Source organism: Pantoea sp. Ae19-2, assembly GCF_059801205.1.
Genome location: NZ_JBCHWE010000004.1, coordinates 70418 through 87004, shown reverse-complemented (window position 1 = coordinate 87004; position 16587 = coordinate 70418). Strand labels below are relative to the sequence as shown.

The window sequence follows — 16587 nt, the reverse complement described above, 5'->3', positions numbered from 1 at the left end:
AATCATGTGGCTGCCTCTTTTGCAGCCATATCAACCCCAACCGAGACAGGGGCAGGACGACGAACAGCAATGATTTCCGCCGCGCTTTTGCCGTCACCTGCAGCCACACCAACCGAACGGGCAGCCCTGACGCTGGTCATCTCGTAGGCATTAAAAAGCGTGCGCGTATAGTCGGTATCGCTGTTTGAAGCGATGACCGGGCAGCGTTCTGACACGCTGGTTAACATGCTGGCTAAGTCCTGCTGCGCGGCTTTATCAAATCCGCCTGCGTGGTAGTCGCTAAACGTGCCGTCATAGGGCGGATCGCAATAAACGACGTCGCCGGTCTGTATCATGCTCAGCGTCTCGCGGAAATCAGCACAGACAAAAGTTGCACGGTGGGCTTTGGCTGCGAACGTTTCTATTTCTTCCAGGGGGAAATAAGGTTCAGAATAGTTTCCGTAAGGGATATTAAATTCACTCTTACGGTTGTAACGGCAAAGGCCACGATAGCCGTGGCGGTTCAGGTAAAGGAAGTGCGCGGCACGCTCAAGCAGAGGTAGAGCCGGGTCATGATTAAACGCTTCGCGGATGCGGTAATAATCCTCTGCCGCTTTGTTTTGGGTAAACAGGCTCATCGCCACCACGATAAACGGGCGCGTATGCTCTTTAATCTGGCGGTAAAGATTAATCAGGTCGGGATTAACATCAGCCACTAAATAAGCCGGGTAATCCGTAGCCATCATCACCGCGCAGGAACCGGCGAACGGCTCAACGAGGCGCTGCCCCAGCGGCAGATGATTAAGCAGCTCAGGCATGAGGCGGGTTTTGTTGCCCGCCCACTTGAGGATCGTACTCATACAGCACCGCCTTTGTAGTGGGCACTTTTCAGCTCGATGATTTCCTGACAGGTTACGCAGTGAGTAACGCCCTGCACGGCGCGGCGACGGGCAGCCGGTATCGCCTGATCGCAGGCTAGGCAAAAGAACTCACCAGCCCCGGCGGGCTGGCGGCGTGCGTTAGCGAGATTGCGCTGCAGCTCTTCCTCAACGCGCGCCTGGACTAAATCCATTGAATCGGCCATTAGTGCAGCTCCCGCGCCTGATGCTCAAAACGTTCTGCCTCTTTATCCAGCAGTTCAATGATTTCCGGCGCGGTCATTTCTTGCTTACGGGCATGGATGACTAGCGCCGCAATGCGGATTGACACGGCCAGCGCATCATCGCTGCGCTGTTCTGTTTTGGCCTTGTTCAGCAGTGCATTAAGCGTGTCTGCGTCGGCTTCAAAATTACGGGTTTCGGTATTTCTCATGTTTCAAATCTCCAGATTCAGGGCAAAAGAATGCCCGGCGGGTTTACGCCATTAATTTTTTGAGTCTTATTTACTCAGATAAAAAACAGTCTGCGGTAGAAAACTGTCGGGGCAGAATCTTTCCCCAGCGCGCCATTTTATTCATCGCCATGATGATTAACTCGCGGCGGTACTCGTCGAAGTATTCAAACGGCTTTCCAATTTCCTCCTGTAAAAATGTTTTAGGATTTTCGCGATTAGCAAGGGTTAACACGCAAAATTTAAACTCGTCATTCTGACGGTTGAAATAACGCAGCGACGGGTTAGCATTATTGTCACGCTGCTGCCGCCAGCTTTTCCGAAACTCATCAAACGACATTTTATTAACAGCATCAGCACGATTGCCCGTTGAAAGAGTTTTGGCAAAAGATGCCGGGCCTTGCTGTTCGGTTGTGTTGCCTGTTACTCGCTGCATGTTACCCCCTGAATAAACGCGCCATGAAACCGGTGGGTCTGCGCTTGTTGGTCAGCCCCTGCAGCAGTTGCTTTTGGCTGTTGCACGGATGCCAGGGCTTGCCGTTCTCACCCATGATCCAGCCATTACCGTAGGCCATAGACGGGCTTTGACGCTTAAGGCGTGATGCCAGTGAAATCATCATCAGTCCCTCAGCTCAGGCCAATGGATGCGCCGAGGCCGCTGATAGCGTCTATGGTAGACGCCATAGTGGGATTGGAATGGATGCGTGCCTGCACAGCGATTGCCGCAAGCGTCAGACAGCGAATGCCGGTATTGACGCTCTGCAAAAGGCTGCGGCGACAGGAAGTGCTCAACGCATCATGATTCAATGCACCGGCTGCAAGTTGCCCCACTTCTGCCGTTGCCTTCAACACATAGGCTGATAGCTTTTCTTCTGCGTGCTCATTCATCGGTACGCAAGGCAAACAATGTAGCTGCGCCAGCGCACCATCCATTAAAATTGAATCTTCGGTCAGGTCAGTAAGTGAGAGCATTTCCTTAACCGTCAATTCGTGCGGCTGCTCAGGGTTCAGCTTATTGCGCAGGGTCTGCGCGTTCATGCCTGCGGAAAAAGCCAGCTCTTTCATATTGTGAGACAGGGCGAACCGACGGCAGGCCTCGTCAAAGTGGTTATGTGTGGACACACGAAAATCAAACATGATTAATCCCTTTCTATATCCCAATATGGATACATCAACCCTGCATTGTGATTTCGCAGCCAGAAGCAGCTTCGATAGTGAGAGCAACCATGTTGATTTCGATAAGCCCGTTTAAGCCCTCCTTCTTCCTGATGGGCAAACGGTTCTCGCGGTACATCTGGCGAACGGTGCCTTCCTTGTAACCAGTGCGACGGCAGAACTCTTCGACAGTAATGTACGGTTCTGAAATCACGAGATTGATTGAAGGGCGCATTGAAAGTTTACGGGTCATGATGCACTATCCTCTGTTGAGTTCTAGCCAACTCTATTTATCTCTATTAAACACACCTCGTTACGACGAGTGAATATTAGGATCTCAAATTGGAAAGGTCAACGAAAGATTTTACGAGTCGTAAATCACCAGTTCTGCCTGAGGGGGGGAAAGAACCCGTTGAACGCATAGTTAAAGCGTATGGGCTTTCATCAAGACAAGCGTTATGCCGTCACCTCAACGTATCTCAGAGCACTATGGCTAACCGTATAATGCGTGGGAACTTTCCTGCTGATTGGGTGCTAATTTGCTCAATGGAAACGGGAGCCTCTTTGGAATGGCTAACTTATGGGACGGGCAATCCAAACATCACAGTCCAAGATAATACATCTACAAAAATCGAACTAAAAAAAATCACAAATGGGATTTTTTCATCATCTGATTGGGTTGAATATGATGCTCAGCTCTTACCAAGTGATGTTAAAGCCCCTTTATTAGTAAATTTTGAGAAGCATAATTACTTGGTTGATATGACCGCCGCAGAGATCACCGACGGGCTGTGGCTCATCGAGATTGATAAGCTCATTAGCGTTAAAGAGTTGTATCGTTTTCCCGGCGGCCGTATTCGCGTTGAAAATGGAAAAGCCTCGTTCGAATGCAAAGCAGAGGAAATCAAGGTTTTAGGCAAAGTCGTTGCCCGCACTGAGTACCTTTAAAGGCACAGCATGGCGATTAACAAATTACCCAATGGGAAGTGGCAGGTACAAGTTTTCCCAAATGGCCGAGACGGCAAAAGGATTCGCCGCCAGTTTGCAACGAAGGGCGAAGCACAATCATACGAGAAGTTCGTAAAAGAACAGGCTCAAGTTAAGCCTTGGCTGGGAGAAAAAGCAGATAAGCGGCGAGTAATTGATCTGGTTGAATTGTGGTTCAACACGCACGGCATCACGTTGGCGGACGGCGAGAAGCGACGAACCACTATGGCGTTCGCATGCGAGGCGATGGGTAATCCACTCGCAACCGAGTTTAACGCGAAAATTTTTGCATCCTATCGTGAGCAGCGATTAAGCGGCAAAATTACTCGCTCCAACCGAGTAAAGACAGTTACGCCTCGCACAGTAAATTTAGAGCTGGCGTATTTCAGAGCAATGTTTAACGAGTTGCGTCGGTTAGATGAATGGGCTGCACCTAATCCACTTGAGAACGTACGCGAGTTTAAAATCAGTGAGTCTGAGATGTCATATCTCACTTTAGAGGAAATCAGAACCCTCCTCGCCGAATGTGAGAACAGCCGCTCAAAAGATCTGATAACCATTGTGAAAATCTGCCTAGCAACTGGCGCAAGATGGAGTGAGGCGGAAGGTTTAAAGGGAAACCAAATCCGCGCCGGTCAGATCATCTACGTAAAAACTAAAGGCAAGAAAAACCGAGCGGTGCCAATAACTGAAAAATTAGAGGCCGATCTGCCATCCAGCAGGAAAGCACAGGTGCTATTTAAACCATGCTATTCAGCTTTTAGAAAAGCTATGCAACGTGCTGGCATTGAGACACCTGCAGGGCAGTTGACGCATGTTTTGCGCCACACCTTCGCCTCTCATTTTATGATGAATGGGGGTAATATTCTTGTGCTTCAACGCATCTTGGGGCATACGGATATCAAGGTAACTATGCGATATGCTCACTTTTCCCCAGATCATTTAGTAGAAGCTTCTCTTCTTAACCCTCTGAATAAAGGCAATATTTATTAATACCATTTTTATTATGCTTTTCCCCTTGAAAAAAAATGGTCGGTAAAATAATGTTATAGCAACTTTTTGTTACAATCATTCTTGAATTTTCTAAATGAGGTTATCAATGTATTACAACACGATTATTGAAACTGAAGAAAAAGATAAAAAAGGAAGTTATTTAACTTTCTATGATTTGGACAATGAAGACTTCAATGATGTAAAAAAATATATTGTATATCCTTATCTCAAGAAAGAGGAAATATTTATTGATGGACGTCACATCGATGCCTCACTAGTAAGAATGATAAAGATTAAACAGGCTGACAGACCAACAACTGAAATACAATCTATAGCGCAATCTAGAGTACCCAAAAACGTTTTCATTTTCCTTAGCAGAACAGATATTTTAACTGACAACCACACAACTGATATAACTAAAGAAACTCTTAGTAAAGCTGGTGAAGAAATTACCAAGGTTGAGACACGAAAAATAAAAGAATCTATAAACAAGAATAAAGAAACCAACAATAACATATTTATAGTTCATGGCCGGGATGATCTTTCAAAAACCGAAGTTGCTAGATTCATTGAACAACTGGGCCTGAAAGCAATAATTTTACACGAACAAAATAATAACGGTAAAACTATCATTGAAAAAATAGAAGAGCACACTAATGTTGGCTATGGAATAGTGCTTTATACACCTTGTGACTATGGCGGATTAGAGGGCAGTGGGGATTCGAGGCCTAGAGCAAGGCAAAATGTCGTGTTTGAACACGGCTATTTAATTGGCAAACTTGGCCGCAATAAAGTGTCAGCGTTAGTTAAATCCGACATAGAAATTCCAGGAGATTTAAGTGGATTAGTTTACACCGAATTGGATAAGGCTGGCGGTTGGAAAATCAGCCTTGCAAGGGAGTTAACAAGAGAAGGTTATTCCATCGATTTAAAAAATGTAATAAGTTAGTTTTGAACAATTCTTTGTAGACTTTTTTAATTTTTGGCAGCAAAGTGGCAGCAGAGCGCAATGCTATGCGCCACTTTTCATCACTATTCGGCCTAAAGAAAACATAAGAATCAGTAAGTTGCTGATTTTACTTGTTTAAAATTGTGACTCATAATCGCTTGGTCGCTGGTTCAAACCCAGCAGGGGCCACCAGATTTAGTGATGAAAATCATGCAGTTAAGCCACCTCGCAAGGGTGGCTTTTTTGTTTTCAGAATTCGTCATTGGTCGTAAAATACCAGATATAGATCTTCTCAAACGGCCGAGAAGGCAAAATGATTCGCCGCCAGTTTGCGATGAAGGGCTAAGCATAGTCCTTTGAAAAGTTCGCAAAATAGCAGGCTTAGGACAAGTCCTGGCTGGGAGAGAAGGCAGATAAGCAGCAAACCATAATGGCTTTTGCCTGCGAGGTAATGGGAAACCAACTTGCAACTAAGTTTAACGCGAAAATTTTTGCTTCTTATCGTGAGCAGCGGTTAAGCGGCAAAATCACCCGTTCCAGCCGAGTAAAGATGGTAACGCCGCGCACTGTTAATTTAGAACTGGCATATTTCAGAGCGATGTTTAATGAGTTGCGTCGGTTGGGTGAATGGACATCGCCTAATCCGCTTGAGAACGTGCGAGAGTTTAAAATTAGTGAGTCGGAGATGGCGTATCTCACTATTGAGGAAATTAAAACCCTCCTCGCCGAATGTGAGAACAGCCGCTCTAAGGATCTCACTACCATCGTGAAAATCTGCTTAGCAACAGGCGCTCGATGGAGTGAGGCCGAAAACTTAAAGGGGAACCAAATTCGCACCGGCCAAATCATTTATGTAAAAACTAAAGGCAAGAAAAACCGCGCGGTGCCGATAACTGAAAAATTACAAGCCCAACTGCCATCCAGCAGGAAAGCGCATTTGCTCTTTAAACCATGCTATTCAGCCTTTAGAAAGGCAATGCAACGCGCCGGCATCGAGACACCTGCTGGGCAGCTGACGCATATTTTACGTCAAACATTTGCTTCTCACTTCATGATGAATGGTGGCAATATCCTTGTGCTTAAGCGAATATTGGGACACACGGATATTAAGGTTACGATGCGGTATGCGCACTTTGCACCGGATCATTTGTCTGAGGCCTTGAGGCTTAATCCCTTGAGTATAATGGACTAAAGAAGATGTTAATGGACAACAAAAAATATCAATACAACTTGTACGAAATTCTTTGCCTAATGACATATGGTGAAGCATTTGAAGCTTATCGTGTTGATGACTACGACAAAGAGATTACTGAATGGGCTGAGAGGGAAATCATAGCAGGAAATGATTCAGAAACCATTTTGATTCTCGCCTCTCTTAATTTAGACAAAAAACCTGATCCTTATGAGGTAAAACATTACCTTTCAGCTTACATGCGCCAAGAGGGTATTTTCATGCCCAATCTTAGTGAAAGTTCTGTTGTGTGGTTACGGATTAAAACTTGGTTCTTATTACATATAGAATCTGCCAAAGAAATCGAACTCAGATTGCACCAGATCCCTGCGTACCCGCTGGGCCCAGATTCTCTTTTATCAAGTAAAATCACTTGGCGATACTACCATTTATACGAAGAATTATTTGACGATTGGGGACCGGATTATCCCTCTAAAGCATCTAAAATGAGTGAGTTGGAAATAGTTAATTTTGTCAGAGGTAGATTAAAACCGTTTTATCGAATACTTACCAATAAAGATTGGGTTGACTTATTATCTGGCAACTATCGCAATTCTCCTAAGATACGTAAACAGGAAATAAATTGATGGGCGCTGAATTTCATATAACAAGAGCAAAGTTTTGGGCTGAAAACGATGATAATCAAATCGCTTCAGATAGCGCAGAAGCGGAATGCCAAGGTGATAGATGATGAAGGCAGGCTTTATGAAAAAACCGATGAGTGACAATACGCGCGTAAAGAGATGGCTTCCTCTGATACTGTTAGTTTTTAGAATGCAAGTAGAGTAGGACGCAATACTTTCCAGCGTTTCCTGTCTCTTTTAACCTCAGAAAAAAATTAACAATCATCAGGTTAAAATAGTAAGGATCAAAGAGTCATTTCAAACCGGCTTCACTTTTTTCCATGGATTAACTATCACTTTTGGGTGATAAATCCCCCCTGTGCACGGAGCTTTCAGAGCGCCCTCCTCATACTAAAACGTTCATAATTTTTATGTTTTTTGGCGCTACTGAGCCATTTCTAGTTCACAAAAAGGCCCGTTAAGATTATTCTTACCCCTTCTTTTTTGTAATGGAATTCAAAATGAAAATACTTATTGGGGCTGCTGTACTTTTCTCATCTTTCGCTGCGAATGCAAGTTTCGTCCATCCCATGGACTTTGATGGTTCAGAGGCGCAAAAACAGGAAGTTATCCAGTACATTCAGGGTAAGGTTAAAGCCGCTTACTGTGAAGGTCAGTTGGACATGTGCCAGCCCACCACTTTACGTATGATGGAGCAGCAAAACCTCAAAGCATTTAAAAAACTCACTGAGGCTACCGACAGGAAAGTCATGGATCGCGTCATCAAAGATTACTGTAAAGGCAGTATCGATATGTGTAACTACTCAACGATCCAGATGATGTACAACAAGAACGTTAAAGCTGACACACAAAAACTGACCTGGTAATTCCCTGCTAACTCACTGATACTTTGTGTTTTATGAATGCCAGGTAATCGTTGCCGCGACGGAAACCGTTTGTCTCTGCAGGTTCCCGTACAGTTATTGCCATTGTCCCCCAAGGGCCCGCGCCCTACCCGCCGTACAGTTATTAACAGAACTCCCAGAGGGCGCTGTCGCCCCCTTAAACGTCAACGGCGCGCTGGCCTTCAGCCTCATCTCCCAGCGATCCCATCCAGGCCGCAGCCATAAAAAAACCCGCTTTCGCGGGTTGGGCTTACAGCAGCTGCGGTGACGGATTATTGCTGCCTTTTGCCATCATCGGCACCGTATTGATCTGCGCCGGTTCGACGATAATCCCGGACACGCTCTCCAGGGTTTTAAAGGTACAACTGCAGTTAATGTTCTGGCACTGGTGATAACGTTCTTTCGTCTCTTTCGAAACGTAGCGACTGCTTTTCGTATGGGCGGCGGTCTGACATTTTGGGCAATGCATCATGGTGGTTCTCCTCTCTGGCATACAACAACATTAGCCAAAGACTAAACAAAAAGCAACTTAAATTAGACTTAATCTAACCATTCTGTTTTTCCACTAAGACGTAATCCACGTTTTCAACCATCAGCTCCAGGTTCAACAAGGTGGTAAATCCACTTTTATCGATGGTATGCACGATATTGGTAATCAGCCATTTTTGATTATCGATGACCGATTTAAAGCCCTGGGCTTTGACCGGCGTTTCAGGAATCAGCTTTGCAGCGCCCAGTGCCAGTAGGATCTTCAACGTAGCCCGGTTACGTTGCAGTTCCTGCCACTTCGCTTTAGCCGCCTCCTCTGCTTCCTCCTGGCTACTGAAGTGCGTATTCAGTACATACAGCTTCTTATTGCTGCCAAAAACATAGGTTTTTCCCGGGTCTTGTTGCCCGATTGTGGGGATATTTTTGGCCGCCGGATGAACAGGGTTCACCGCCGGTGTTGCTGGCGGTATCGTGTTGACGGTTATCCCTTTCTGCTGCGCCTTTTTCTGATCGTACCATTTTGCTTCAACGCCACTGTAATCGTCGCGCTTAAACAATTTGTACTCATACTTATCGCCATCCTGTCGGTTCAGATTCAGGAGTGGTATCGGCTTTCCGCTCACGGTCACGCCCTGCCCGGGGGGAAAGAACAGTAGCGTCTTATCTTTTATTGCCGCCACCGCGCCAACCAGCATAGCCAGCCGGGTAATGAACGTGCCGTCCGTTTCCTGCGTCTGATCGATATGCTTAATCTTTTTTTTGGCTATCTCCGGCCGCACGTCGGAGGTAAGTCCGTTACGTTTCGCGATTTTGTCCACAACCTCGCCAACCGTCATGTCTGGATATGAATCAGTGATTTTAACATCGAGCGAGCCGCTAAAATCGGCGCTTCGGGCGACAACCGTTATCGTGTCCGGCGCGCCTTGGTAGGTGACCTGATCAATGATGTAGGAGCCCTTATCTGCAAGCGGCTGCCCCTTCCAGCCTATCTCTAAGACCACTTTTGCGCCAAAGGGCGGCATGACCAACTGGCCGTCACTGTCGTCGAGCACCAGGTCCAGCTGATCGACCTCCAGGCCGCGGTTGTCCGTCAACTTCAGAGAAATCAGCCGTGGGCGAATATCTTCCGTTTTATCCTTCGTCTCAATTTTGATAGTAAAGTCCGGCGTAGGCGCAACGCGCAGGGGCACCGGAATCGGGACGATATCGCTCATCTCAGCGCCCTCCATTCAGCGCAGAAGTGGCGCTGTTGATGACAGAGCCGACCCGTTGCGCTGCGTCGCTGGCCCGGTTTTGCAGTTCTTCCGCCTGCCTTTTTAAGTCCCCGAACATACTGGTTAGTGAATCGTCTACCCGTATCAGGTTGAGGGTAAAGCCTATCTTGCGCGCGCTGCCGTCGCTGTAGAACTCCGTATGCGTGGCCGAGAAATCCGTCACAACAAACATGCCGTAAATAATGCCATTGCCGCCAATCAGCGGCCACGCCAGCCCTTCATCGGCCATAGTCTTCAGCGCCAGCAGTGTGACATTGCCGCCGGTGATTTCAGGCCGGAGTTCGCCAGACAGCTTGATTTTATCGTCGCCGCCGCCCAAAAACTGGGTCGACTCACGACGCCCCACGCGGCTGTTTTTCGCCCAGCGATAGGTAATGTCATGCTGTAAATTGTCGAAGGGAAGGGTTTGCCGTACAAACGGCATCATGCCTAATATCATCATCATGGTTAATTAATCCAGACTAAACATGGAGTTATAGCTATGGTCAGACGTGGACCACGGCGATGCAGTGGAATACTGCGCAACGGCCTGTCCAATCGCCTGAGGCTCACCTGTCGCATAGATATTGTTGGTGACCGTGTGCTGACGGTTATCCACGTTTGAATTGTTAACCGAGGGCAAAGGCTGATTGAGCGTGCTGTTCAGGCTGGCACGCGATGCAGCCGGACGGGCATCCGCGTTATCCTCATCCTCTTCATCCTGCTCACGCATTTTGGGCGGAGGCAGCTTGTCTTTCACCTTGTCAGATTTCTCATCGATGATGCCAAGCTTGCCCAGCACCCAGTCAATGCCGCCTCGCAGCTGATTCAGGGCTTCACCGGGTAATTTGAGTGCCGTCGCCAGCATATTGCCGAAGCGCTGTCCCATCTCACCTGCCGAGGCCAGTTCCTGCTGAGAAAACTTCACGGGTTCCAGCAGCTTTGAGAACCAGGCCCCCAGCTCGGACACTTTATTGCTGAACCACTCAAATACCGGCTTCAGCGGCGCGAACGCGTCGCTTATCGGCCCCATCGCCGCACTGAAGCCCTGAGCGATGCCGCTGATAAAGGCGCTAATCGGTTCCCAGTACTGATAAACCAGCATGGCCCCCGCCGCGATAGCGGCACCAAGCACCACCACCGGCAGCGTGATCGCTCCCAGCGTGGCCGTAATGGCGCCGCCGATGATGGCAAATGCACCGCCCAGCAGCTCTACGCCCGCCATGATGGTGCTCAGCCCGCTAATGACCGGCCAGGCAATGTTCCCGACGCTGGCCAGGGAATCCACCAAGGTCAGCCCACCGGCCGCCAGCGTCAGCAGGCTGTCAGAAAGTTGAGGATTGATATTCATGACGCCGGTCAGAACGGACTGAACGGATAAGCCGTCCTGACTGATAGCTTGCAGGTTAGTATCCACAGAGGCATCTGCTGCAGGCGGCTGGGCAGCGGGCGCCTGAGAGAGCTGATCCAGCCGGCCACTGGCCGCGCCCTTCATCAATGCTGCGGCAGGTGCGGCACCCTGTTCACCAAATATTGCCTGCAGATAAGTGGCCTGCTGGGCAGCGTCGAGCTTGTTTTTCTCAAACGCCGCCTGCACCTGGCTGAGCACCGCGAAAATGGGCTGACTGTTGCCCTGGTCGTCAGCGGTTTGCACATTCAACGCTTTAAGCGCGCTGTCTGCGCTGGCATCAGGCGCCTGAACGTGCGTTAACATCGCACTGACGCCGGCGCCTGCCTGGCTGCCCGTTATACCGTTTTCCGCCAGCACGCCCATCATGGCCGCGGTCTGGCCAACGCTTACACCGGCGTCCTTCGCGGCTGGCCCTACGGCGACCATCGCCGTCTTAAGTGCGGCAAAATCGGTTGTTTTATTGGCAAAGGTCGATGAGAGCACGTCGCCTAACTGACCAACCTGGTCATCTGCAATGCCGAACGCGTTTTTAATATTGAGCACCAAAGACGCGCTTTCTTGCATGCTACGTTGCGTCGCGTTTGCAAGGTTAGCTACTGCCGGTGCTGCAGCTTTTGCCTCACCCGGTGAGCCACCCGATTGCGTAATCGCCGCGCGGGCTTGCACAACCTCATTTGCAGGTGAAAGGTAATCAATGACTTTTCGGCCCTTCTCGACAAAGTCTTTGGCTTTCGAACTGGCGCTTTGTACGTTATCTGCCAGCGCCATGCCCGCACGGTAACGTTCACGGGTGCGGTTGAGCTTGTCCTGGCGCTGATTTAGCAGATTCATGGACTCACCCTGCGCATTGAGGGTGGATGTCGTGCGCTCTGTTTGTTGATTCAGCTTCTGGCGCTCGCTGCTCAACCGGCGCGTGGAAATTCCCGCCTCGTTCAGGGACTGGCGCTGATCCTGTACTGACTGACGCAGTTGAAGGTTTTTTTGCTGCAGCGCGTTAGCCGACTGACGCAGCTTATCCAGCGCCTGGGTTTGTTCCGCGGTAGGGTTTTGAGTGTTTTTAAGTTGAATGGCAAGTGCCGCTGCTTCTGCCCGGGTATTTTTAAGATTTTGTTGGGTCAGCGTCAGTTCTTTGCGGGTTTCACGGAACCCTTCAATCTGCGCGGATTTGGCATTGAGCTCGTCCAGGCGATCCTGCGTTTCCTGGATATCCGCAGACAGCTTTTCGGTTTCTTTACGTACGGCATTGAACGGGCGCGTAGCCCGATCAACCGCTTCCAGCAGCACTTGCAGCTTGAGCGTGTTACTCATCTGAGGTTACTCCACTGCGGATCATCACTCTATGCCGCCAGTCGAGTAACTCTTCCAGCGACATGGGATACATTTCTGAGGGTGGCCAGTGAAAAACGCTGGCAATATCGGCCATCAGGTCATTGACCGTCAGATCGCGGGGCCAGCTTACGCGGCCGATTTCGCTGACAAAAAACCAATCACCTTGCCGCCCAGGGCAATCAGGTCAACTGGGTCCAGTGCGTTGCACTCTGCTTTGGTCAGCGAAGGCATAGTAATGCGGGGCAGCACCATCAACAGGGCATCCACATCGGACGAGGCCAGATCAGCCAGCCGCACACCGCGCAGCGCGCCGGCGGTCGGTTTCACCAGCTCAACCTGAGCGATCACCACATCGCCACGTGAAATCGGGCTTTCCAGCACCACCAGGTTTTCTTTCAGTTCTGGCTTATCAAGCTGTTCCATTTTTTCTCCATCCCAATCAAGAGGGGCCAGCGCAGGACGCGCCGGCCGTTGTTATTACACCAGGCCGAGGTTTTTACGGCGCTGTTCCAGACGATCGACGCCGTTGACCTTCTCCACCATGTTGACGGTGTCGATTTCGATCAGCTCTTTGCCATTCCAGGTCAGTTTGAAATAGGTGTTTTTACTGGTGATTTTGGTTTCGGTGTTTTCGCCCTGTTTGGCTTCACCGAAGTCAAAGGACTGGTGCTTACCGCGCACTTCGATTTCCACGGCGATTTCTTCGCCGGTGTCATCACGCTGATAAGAACCGGTGAAACGCAACGGTACGTTCGCCATCGCGCCCCACTGGCTTAATACCAGCTCATCCATCCCGCCCAGCGTCCACTCCATATCGAGTGCCGCATCGTCCAGGCCGTTATCAATGAATGCCGCACCGTTCATACCGCCGGCGCGGTAGGTATCCAGCTTGCGTGACAGCTTCGGCAGCGTGACGGCCGTTACAATGCCCTGATAGCTGTTTGAATCGTTGAAGAGGTTCAACCCCTTGAGTTTACGTGGCAGTGCCATTTATCCGGCTCCTTAGCTGTTTACGGATGCGGCGAAGTTCGCCAGATAGGTATCGGTGATGCGCTGACGCAGGGTCAGATCTTCCAGCGGCGGCACCGGCGTGTAGTCGTAATCGATAAACAGTTTGCCCGCCTTCAGGCTCTCTTTATCGTTGGCGCTTTCGTCGTACCAGCAGTTGGCGCCCAGCAGATAACCGGCGCTGACCAGCTCACGGAACTTGGCATTGATACCGGCGATGATTTCGCGTACCAGTACTGGCGTCAGCGGTTTGTCGTTGGCCCACATGTGCGCTTCCGCCATGGTATCGGCCAGCACCTGCGCTGAACGGGTGTAGTTTTCAAAGGCAAAAAGTGGATCATCGCTGCAGGTGCGGTTGCCCCAGAAACGGAAACCGTCCTTGCGAATCAGCGTGGTAACACACTTTTCGTTCAGCAGATCGGCATCGGTGCCGGTCTGTTGCAGATCCCAGAAAACATCTGCAGAGATACCCGTCACGCCATTGACGCCCACGTTAGACAGGGTTTTATGCCAGCCGGTGTCGTTGTCAATTTTGGCGCGCAGGCCCAGCGCACGTGCGGTGGCATAAGCCATTTCAGATTTATTGGTTGCCGTGTTCCAGGCAATAAAATCTGGCCAGATCACCATCAGCTCGCGCTGGCTGAAGTTTTCGCGGTACTTCATGGCGTCAGAGATGGTTTTGCTGTTCCAGGCAGAGACGTAGGCAAAGCCACGCAGCTGCTGGGCAATACTGGCCAGCGCTGTCGCCACTTCCAGCGAATCCAGACCCGGCACGCCAAGAATGCGGGGCTTAACACCCAGCTGCGTTTGCGCGCTGAGCAGCGCCTTCATGCCGGTGTATTTACCGTTCGCATCCGTCGAGCCAATCAGGTTAGAGGTGGTTTCAGCCTGGCTCGCGCCTTCTGCTACGCGAACCACGACGGTTACCGGCTTCGCCTGGTCAGCAATCGCCTGCAGCGCGGCCGCTAAGGTGCCTTTGGTGCCGGCTTTACCGATAGCTGCCTGCACGTTGGTCAGCAGAACAGGTGTGTTAAGAGGAAATGCCGTTGCATCAGCATCTTCTGCGGTGCAGATCATGCCAACAATGGCGGTTGAAACTGTTGAAATGGTGCGTGTACCGTCATTGACTTCGACGACGCGGACACCGTGATGAAAATCAGACATCTGTAGCACTCCGTGTTGTGGGTGTGCTCAGAGTGTCAGGTCAGTGAAAAGGATGCATTCGATTGCGGTTTGCTGATCGTTCAGTAAGAAGAACCGCGTAAATGGTGCTGTTTTGGCGCTGGAATATAACGATAAATGGTTTTGGTTGAAACATCTAATACGAGTGCAACCTGATGAAGCGTGGCGCCATTCGCCATCATGCGTTCCGCTCTGGCAACGACTTCCGGTGTCATAATGCGCCGGCGGCCACCAATGCGTCCTTTCTCACGCGCAGCGGTCAGGCCGGCACGCGTTCGCTCGACAATCAATTCGCGCTCCATCTCCGCCAGTGCGCCCATCACATGAAAGAAAAAACGGCCCATCGGTGTGCTGGTATCGATGCTGTCCGTGAGGCTACGAAAGTTTACCCCGCGTTCGCGCAGCTCTTCGGTGAGCATGACCAGGTGACGCATGCTGCGGCCTAGTCGATCGAGCTTCCATACCACCAAAGTATCGCCCTCTTTTAACGTCCGCAGCGCCCGCTTTAAACCAGGCCGCTCGCTGGTCTTGCCGCTGATTTTATCCTCAAAAATCTGTTCACAATTTGCGCTCTGCAGCGCATTCCGTTGCAAATCGGTGTTTTGGTCATTTGTTGACACCCTGACATAGCCAATCAGCATCGTTTTTCCTCCGGTAAAAGGTGAGGAGTTTGCCATTGTGCAGGTGAGGCGGGCCAGGGGTTTGTTTCATCAAAACCTCGGTTTGGGAGAAGGTGCTCCACTCATCGGTTCTCCTTTTGCATGGCCGCATTCAAAAATGCCCAATGAGCTGTTTGCATCAATGGCTGGAATGGTTTTTGTCAAAGCTAATGGTGCTTCATTCTCCAGTACAACCTACCCTAAACTGGCTGTACTTTATCCAGGGTTGAAATTGCCGGACTTACGCGGCGAATTTATTCGTGGCTGGGATGATGGTCGAGGTGTGGATAGCTCGCGCAACTTGCTTTCATCCCAAGAAGATATGTTTAAGTCCCATAACCACAGATTTGTAAACGAATATGGTACACCTACGGACCGGATAATCGCATACACGGATGAAAATAACGAAAACGCTGAGGCAAATAATGTAAGTGGTTTACGGGCCTGGACGTACATTTTCATGGAGAAAACTGGTGGCAATGAAACCAGACCACGCAATATTGCATTCAATTATATTTTGAGGGCTGCGTAATGTTAAAAGCTCAGTTAGATAAAGATTTCGTCGCTATTAACGCTGGGGAAATTAGCGTTTGTAATTATGATGGTGTTTCACGTGAATACCTTTCAACCATCACTGAAATTCTTGCTAAAGGAGTAGGCCTTCCTGCTAATTCGTGTATCGATGCTCCTTTAGAGAAAAAAGAGGGCATGGTGGTTTGTAGAACTAAAGACCTTTCTGCGTGGGAGTATATCAACGATCATCGTGGTGAAACTGTTTATGACATTGAAACAGCAAAGCCATTTATTATAACTAAATTGGGTGATTATCCGACCAATACCACTTCAATAGTTCCAGCTTCAGACTTCTGTAAATGGGATGGTGAGAAGTGGGTTGAGGATATATTGCTTAAACGTGAGGCCGATAAAATAAGTGCAGAGAAATATCGAGAAGAGATTTTGAATGGCATTGATAAAATAATATCGGACTGGAAGATTGAACTTTTACTTGGGGATATAAGCGATAGTGACAAGGAAAGACTTTCAGCATGGATGATGTATAAAGCTTCAGTTAGAGCCGTCGATGTATCGACAGCACCTGAAGTGTTATGGCCGCAAAAACCGGAATAATTTCAGTTTTTCTTTGGAATGACAGATAGCGAAGGTC

General features: G+C 49.3%; 23 protein-coding genes, 1 tRNA gene and 1 pseudogene. 9 read left to right on the top strand and 16 right to left on the bottom strand.

The features are described from left to right. Positions 1-2: 2 nt before the first annotated feature. From AAIE03_RS23655 to AAIE03_RS23625, 7 genes are all read right to left on the bottom strand, one after another. A complete protein-coding gene (locus AAIE03_RS23655; RefSeq protein WP_498563262.1) occupies positions 3-839 on the bottom strand; it encodes a DNA adenine methylase in 837 nt (278 codons plus the stop codon). Further along, positions 836-1063 carry a TraR/DksA family transcriptional regulator gene (locus tag AAIE03_RS23650; RefSeq protein ID WP_498563261.1) on the bottom strand — a complete coding sequence of 76 codons (228 nt, stop codon included), beginning with the start codon at positions 1061-1063 and terminating at the stop codon, positions 836-838. The genes AAIE03_RS23655 and AAIE03_RS23650 overlap by 4 nt, the downstream gene beginning before the upstream one ends. After that, complete coding sequence (locus AAIE03_RS23645) at positions 1063-1290, bottom strand: DUF2732 family protein (RefSeq protein WP_498563260.1); 228 nt, start codon at positions 1288-1290, stop codon at positions 1063-1065. Before AAIE03_RS23645 ends, AAIE03_RS23650 begins: the two co-directional genes overlap by 1 nt. 70 nt (positions 1291-1360) lie before the next feature. Next, the gene (locus tag AAIE03_RS23640) at positions 1361-1744 is read right to left on the bottom strand and encodes a hypothetical protein (RefSeq protein WP_498563259.1); all 384 of its coding nucleotides are present in this window, start codon (positions 1742-1744) and stop codon (positions 1361-1363) included. Between the two features lies 1 nt (position 1745). Next, positions 1746-1925: a phage filamentation protein Fil family protein gene (locus tag AAIE03_RS23635; protein ID WP_498563263.1), complete on the bottom strand. Its 180-nt coding sequence runs from the start codon at positions 1923-1925 to the stop codon at positions 1746-1748. 10 nt (positions 1926-1935) lie between these two features. Next, entirely contained in the window at positions 1936-2445 is a 510-nt protein-coding gene (locus AAIE03_RS23630) for a phage regulatory CII family protein (RefSeq protein ID WP_498563258.1), read from the bottom strand. A 34-nt stretch (positions 2446-2479) separates the two neighbouring features. Then, positions 2480-2716 (bottom strand): hypothetical protein, encoded by a 237-nt coding sequence (locus tag AAIE03_RS23625; protein WP_014604979.1) that lies wholly within the window; start codon positions 2714-2716, stop codon positions 2480-2482. 89 nt (positions 2717-2805) lie between these two features. Between AAIE03_RS23625 and AAIE03_RS23620 the strand changes: the two genes are divergently transcribed. From AAIE03_RS23620 to AAIE03_RS23590, 7 genes and pseudogenes are all read left to right on the top strand, one after another. Next, on the top strand, positions 2806-3411 hold the full coding sequence (locus AAIE03_RS23620) for a phage repressor protein CI (RefSeq protein WP_498563257.1): 606 nt from the start codon (positions 2806-2808) through the stop codon (positions 3409-3411). A gap of 9 nt (positions 3412-3420) precedes the next feature. After that, entirely contained in the window at positions 3421-4443 is a 1023-nt protein-coding gene (locus tag AAIE03_RS23615; RefSeq protein ID WP_498563256.1) for a phage integrase, read from the top strand. A 106-nt stretch (positions 4444-4549) separates the two neighbouring features. Continuing rightward, the gene (locus AAIE03_RS23610) at positions 4550-5392 is read left to right on the top strand and encodes a TIR domain-containing protein (protein WP_498563255.1); all 843 of its coding nucleotides are present in this window, start codon (positions 4550-4552) and stop codon (positions 5390-5392) included. Positions 5393-5516: 124 nt separating this feature from the next. After that, positions 5517-5584, top strand: a tRNA-Met gene (locus tag AAIE03_RS23605). 94 nt (positions 5585-5678) lie between these two features. Continuing rightward, positions 5679-6584: pseudogene (locus tag AAIE03_RS23600) on the top strand (phage integrase). Between the two features lie 11 nt (positions 6585-6595). Beyond that, complete coding sequence (locus tag AAIE03_RS23595) at positions 6596-7210, top strand: hypothetical protein (protein WP_246873128.1); 615 nt, start codon at positions 6596-6598, stop codon at positions 7208-7210. A gap of 497 nt (positions 7211-7707) precedes the next feature. Continuing rightward, positions 7708-8073, top strand: a complete 366-nt coding sequence (locus tag AAIE03_RS23590) for a hypothetical protein (RefSeq protein WP_022623186.1) — start codon at positions 7708-7710, stop codon at positions 8071-8073. A gap of 268 nt (positions 8074-8341) precedes the next feature. On the opposite strand, the gene AAIE03_RS23585 is transcribed toward AAIE03_RS23590, so the two are convergent. The 9 genes from AAIE03_RS23585 to AAIE03_RS23545 form a co-directional block, all read right to left on the bottom strand. Then, complete coding sequence (locus AAIE03_RS23585) at positions 8342-8563, bottom strand: ogr/Delta-like zinc finger family protein (RefSeq protein ID WP_014604972.1); 222 nt, start codon at positions 8561-8563, stop codon at positions 8342-8344. A gap of 73 nt (positions 8564-8636) precedes the next feature. Further along, positions 8637-9794 (bottom strand): contractile injection system protein, VgrG/Pvc8 family, encoded by a 1158-nt coding sequence (locus AAIE03_RS23580; protein WP_200286785.1) that lies wholly within the window; start codon positions 9792-9794, stop codon positions 8637-8639. Between the two features lies 1 nt (position 9795). Then, positions 9796-10299 (bottom strand): phage tail protein, encoded by a 504-nt coding sequence (locus tag AAIE03_RS23575; RefSeq protein ID WP_210452067.1) that lies wholly within the window; start codon positions 10297-10299, stop codon positions 9796-9798. Positions 10300-10305: 6 nt separating this feature from the next. Then, on the bottom strand, positions 10306-12552 hold the full coding sequence (locus tag AAIE03_RS23570) for a phage tail tape measure protein (protein ID WP_200286783.1): 2247 nt from the start codon (positions 12550-12552) through the stop codon (positions 10306-10308). Beyond that, the gene (locus AAIE03_RS23565; RefSeq protein ID WP_013027268.1) at positions 12545-12667 is read right to left on the bottom strand and encodes a GpE family phage tail protein; all 123 of its coding nucleotides are present in this window, start codon (positions 12665-12667) and stop codon (positions 12545-12547) included. Before AAIE03_RS23565 ends, AAIE03_RS23570 begins: the two co-directional genes overlap by 8 nt. A gap of 32 nt (positions 12668-12699) precedes the next feature. Next, a complete protein-coding gene (locus AAIE03_RS23560; RefSeq protein WP_013027270.1) occupies positions 12700-12996 on the bottom strand; it encodes a phage tail assembly protein in 297 nt (98 codons plus the stop codon). Between the two features lie 54 nt (positions 12997-13050). Continuing rightward, the gene (locus AAIE03_RS23555) at positions 13051-13563 is read right to left on the bottom strand and encodes a phage major tail tube protein (protein WP_013027271.1); all 513 of its coding nucleotides are present in this window, start codon (positions 13561-13563) and stop codon (positions 13051-13053) included. Positions 13564-13575: 12 nt separating this feature from the next. Continuing rightward, positions 13576-14745, bottom strand: a complete 1170-nt coding sequence (locus AAIE03_RS23550) for a phage tail sheath protein (protein WP_014594650.1) — start codon at positions 14743-14745, stop codon at positions 13576-13578. An 80-nt stretch (positions 14746-14825) separates the two neighbouring features. Further along, entirely contained in the window at positions 14826-15404 is a 579-nt protein-coding gene (locus tag AAIE03_RS23545; RefSeq protein ID WP_022623189.1) for a recombinase family protein, read from the bottom strand. Positions 15405-15465: 61 nt separating this feature from the next. On the opposite strand from AAIE03_RS23545, the gene AAIE03_RS23540 reads away from it, so the two are divergent. Both AAIE03_RS23540 and AAIE03_RS23535 read left to right on the top strand, forming a co-directional pair. After that, entirely contained in the window at positions 15466-15954 is a 489-nt protein-coding gene (locus AAIE03_RS23540) for a phage tail protein (RefSeq protein ID WP_234033836.1), read from the top strand. Next, positions 15954-16550 carry a tail fiber assembly protein gene (locus tag AAIE03_RS23535; protein WP_014594652.1) on the top strand — a complete coding sequence of 199 codons (597 nt, stop codon included), beginning with the start codon at positions 15954-15956 and terminating at the stop codon, positions 16548-16550. Before AAIE03_RS23540 ends, AAIE03_RS23535 begins: the two co-directional genes overlap by 1 nt. Positions 16551-16587 lie beyond the last annotated feature (37 nt).

Bases quoted from the DNA above. Each gene is read 5' to 3' on its own strand.
- AAIE03_RS23650 (WP_498563261.1), bottom strand. From the start codon at position 1,063: ATGGCCGATTCAATGGATTTAGTCCAGGCGCGCGTTGAGGAAGAGCTG.
- AAIE03_RS23565 (WP_013027268.1), bottom strand. From the start codon at position 12,667: ATGGCCGATATTGCCAGCGTTTTTCACTGGCCACCCTCAGAAATGTAT.
- AAIE03_RS23625 (WP_014604979.1), bottom strand. From the start codon at position 2,716: ATGACCCGTAAACTTTCAATGCGCCCTTCAATCAATCTCGTGATTTCA.
- AAIE03_RS23640 (WP_498563259.1), bottom strand. From the start codon at position 1,744: ATGCAGCGAGTAACAGGCAACACAACCGAACAGCAAGGCCCGGCATCT.
- AAIE03_RS23575 (WP_210452067.1), bottom strand. From the start codon at position 10,299: ATGATGATGATATTAGGCATGATGCCGTTTGTACGGCAAACCCTTCCC.
- AAIE03_RS23655 (WP_498563262.1), bottom strand. From the start codon at position 839: ATGAGTACGATCCTCAAGTGGGCGGGCAACAAAACCCGCCTCATGCCT.
- AAIE03_RS23570 (WP_200286783.1), bottom strand. From the start codon at position 12,552: ATGAGTAACACGCTCAAGCTGCAAGTGCTGCTGGAAGCGGTTGATCGG.
- AAIE03_RS23635 (WP_498563263.1), bottom strand. From the start codon at position 1,925: ATGATTTCACTGGCATCACGCCTTAAGCGTCAAAGCCCGTCTATGGCC.
- AAIE03_RS23560 (WP_013027270.1), bottom strand. From the start codon at position 12,996: ATGGAACAGCTTGATAAGCCAGAACTGAAAGAAAACCTGGTGGTGCTG.
- AAIE03_RS23590 (WP_022623186.1), top strand. From the start codon at position 7,708: ATGAAAATACTTATTGGGGCTGCTGTACTTTTCTCATCTTTCGCTGCG.
- AAIE03_RS23550 (WP_014594650.1), bottom strand. From the start codon at position 14,745: ATGTCTGATTTTCATCACGGTGTCCGCGTCGTCGAAGTCAATGACGGT.
- AAIE03_RS23595 (WP_246873128.1), top strand. From the start codon at position 6,596: ATGGACAACAAAAAATATCAATACAACTTGTACGAAATTCTTTGCCTA.
- AAIE03_RS23630 (WP_498563258.1), bottom strand. From the start codon at position 2,445: ATGTTTGATTTTCGTGTGTCCACACATAACCACTTTGACGAGGCCTGC.
- AAIE03_RS23645 (WP_498563260.1), bottom strand. From the start codon at position 1,290: ATGAGAAATACCGAAACCCGTAATTTTGAAGCCGACGCAGACACGCTT.
- AAIE03_RS23615 (WP_498563256.1), top strand. From the start codon at position 3,421: ATGGCGATTAACAAATTACCCAATGGGAAGTGGCAGGTACAAGTTTTC.
- AAIE03_RS23585 (WP_014604972.1), bottom strand. From the start codon at position 8,563: ATGATGCATTGCCCAAAATGTCAGACCGCCGCCCATACGAAAAGCAGT.
- AAIE03_RS23545 (WP_022623189.1), bottom strand. From the start codon at position 15,404: ATGCTGATTGGCTATGTCAGGGTGTCAACAAATGACCAAAACACCGAT.
- AAIE03_RS23580 (WP_200286785.1), bottom strand. From the start codon at position 9,794: ATGAGCGATATCGTCCCGATTCCGGTGCCCCTGCGCGTTGCGCCTACG.
- AAIE03_RS23535 (WP_014594652.1), top strand. From the start codon at position 15,954: ATGTTAAAAGCTCAGTTAGATAAAGATTTCGTCGCTATTAACGCTGGG.
- AAIE03_RS23610 (WP_498563255.1), top strand. From the start codon at position 4,550: ATGTATTACAACACGATTATTGAAACTGAAGAAAAAGATAAAAAAGGA.
- AAIE03_RS23555 (WP_013027271.1), bottom strand. From the start codon at position 13,563: ATGGCACTGCCACGTAAACTCAAGGGGTTGAACCTCTTCAACGATTCA.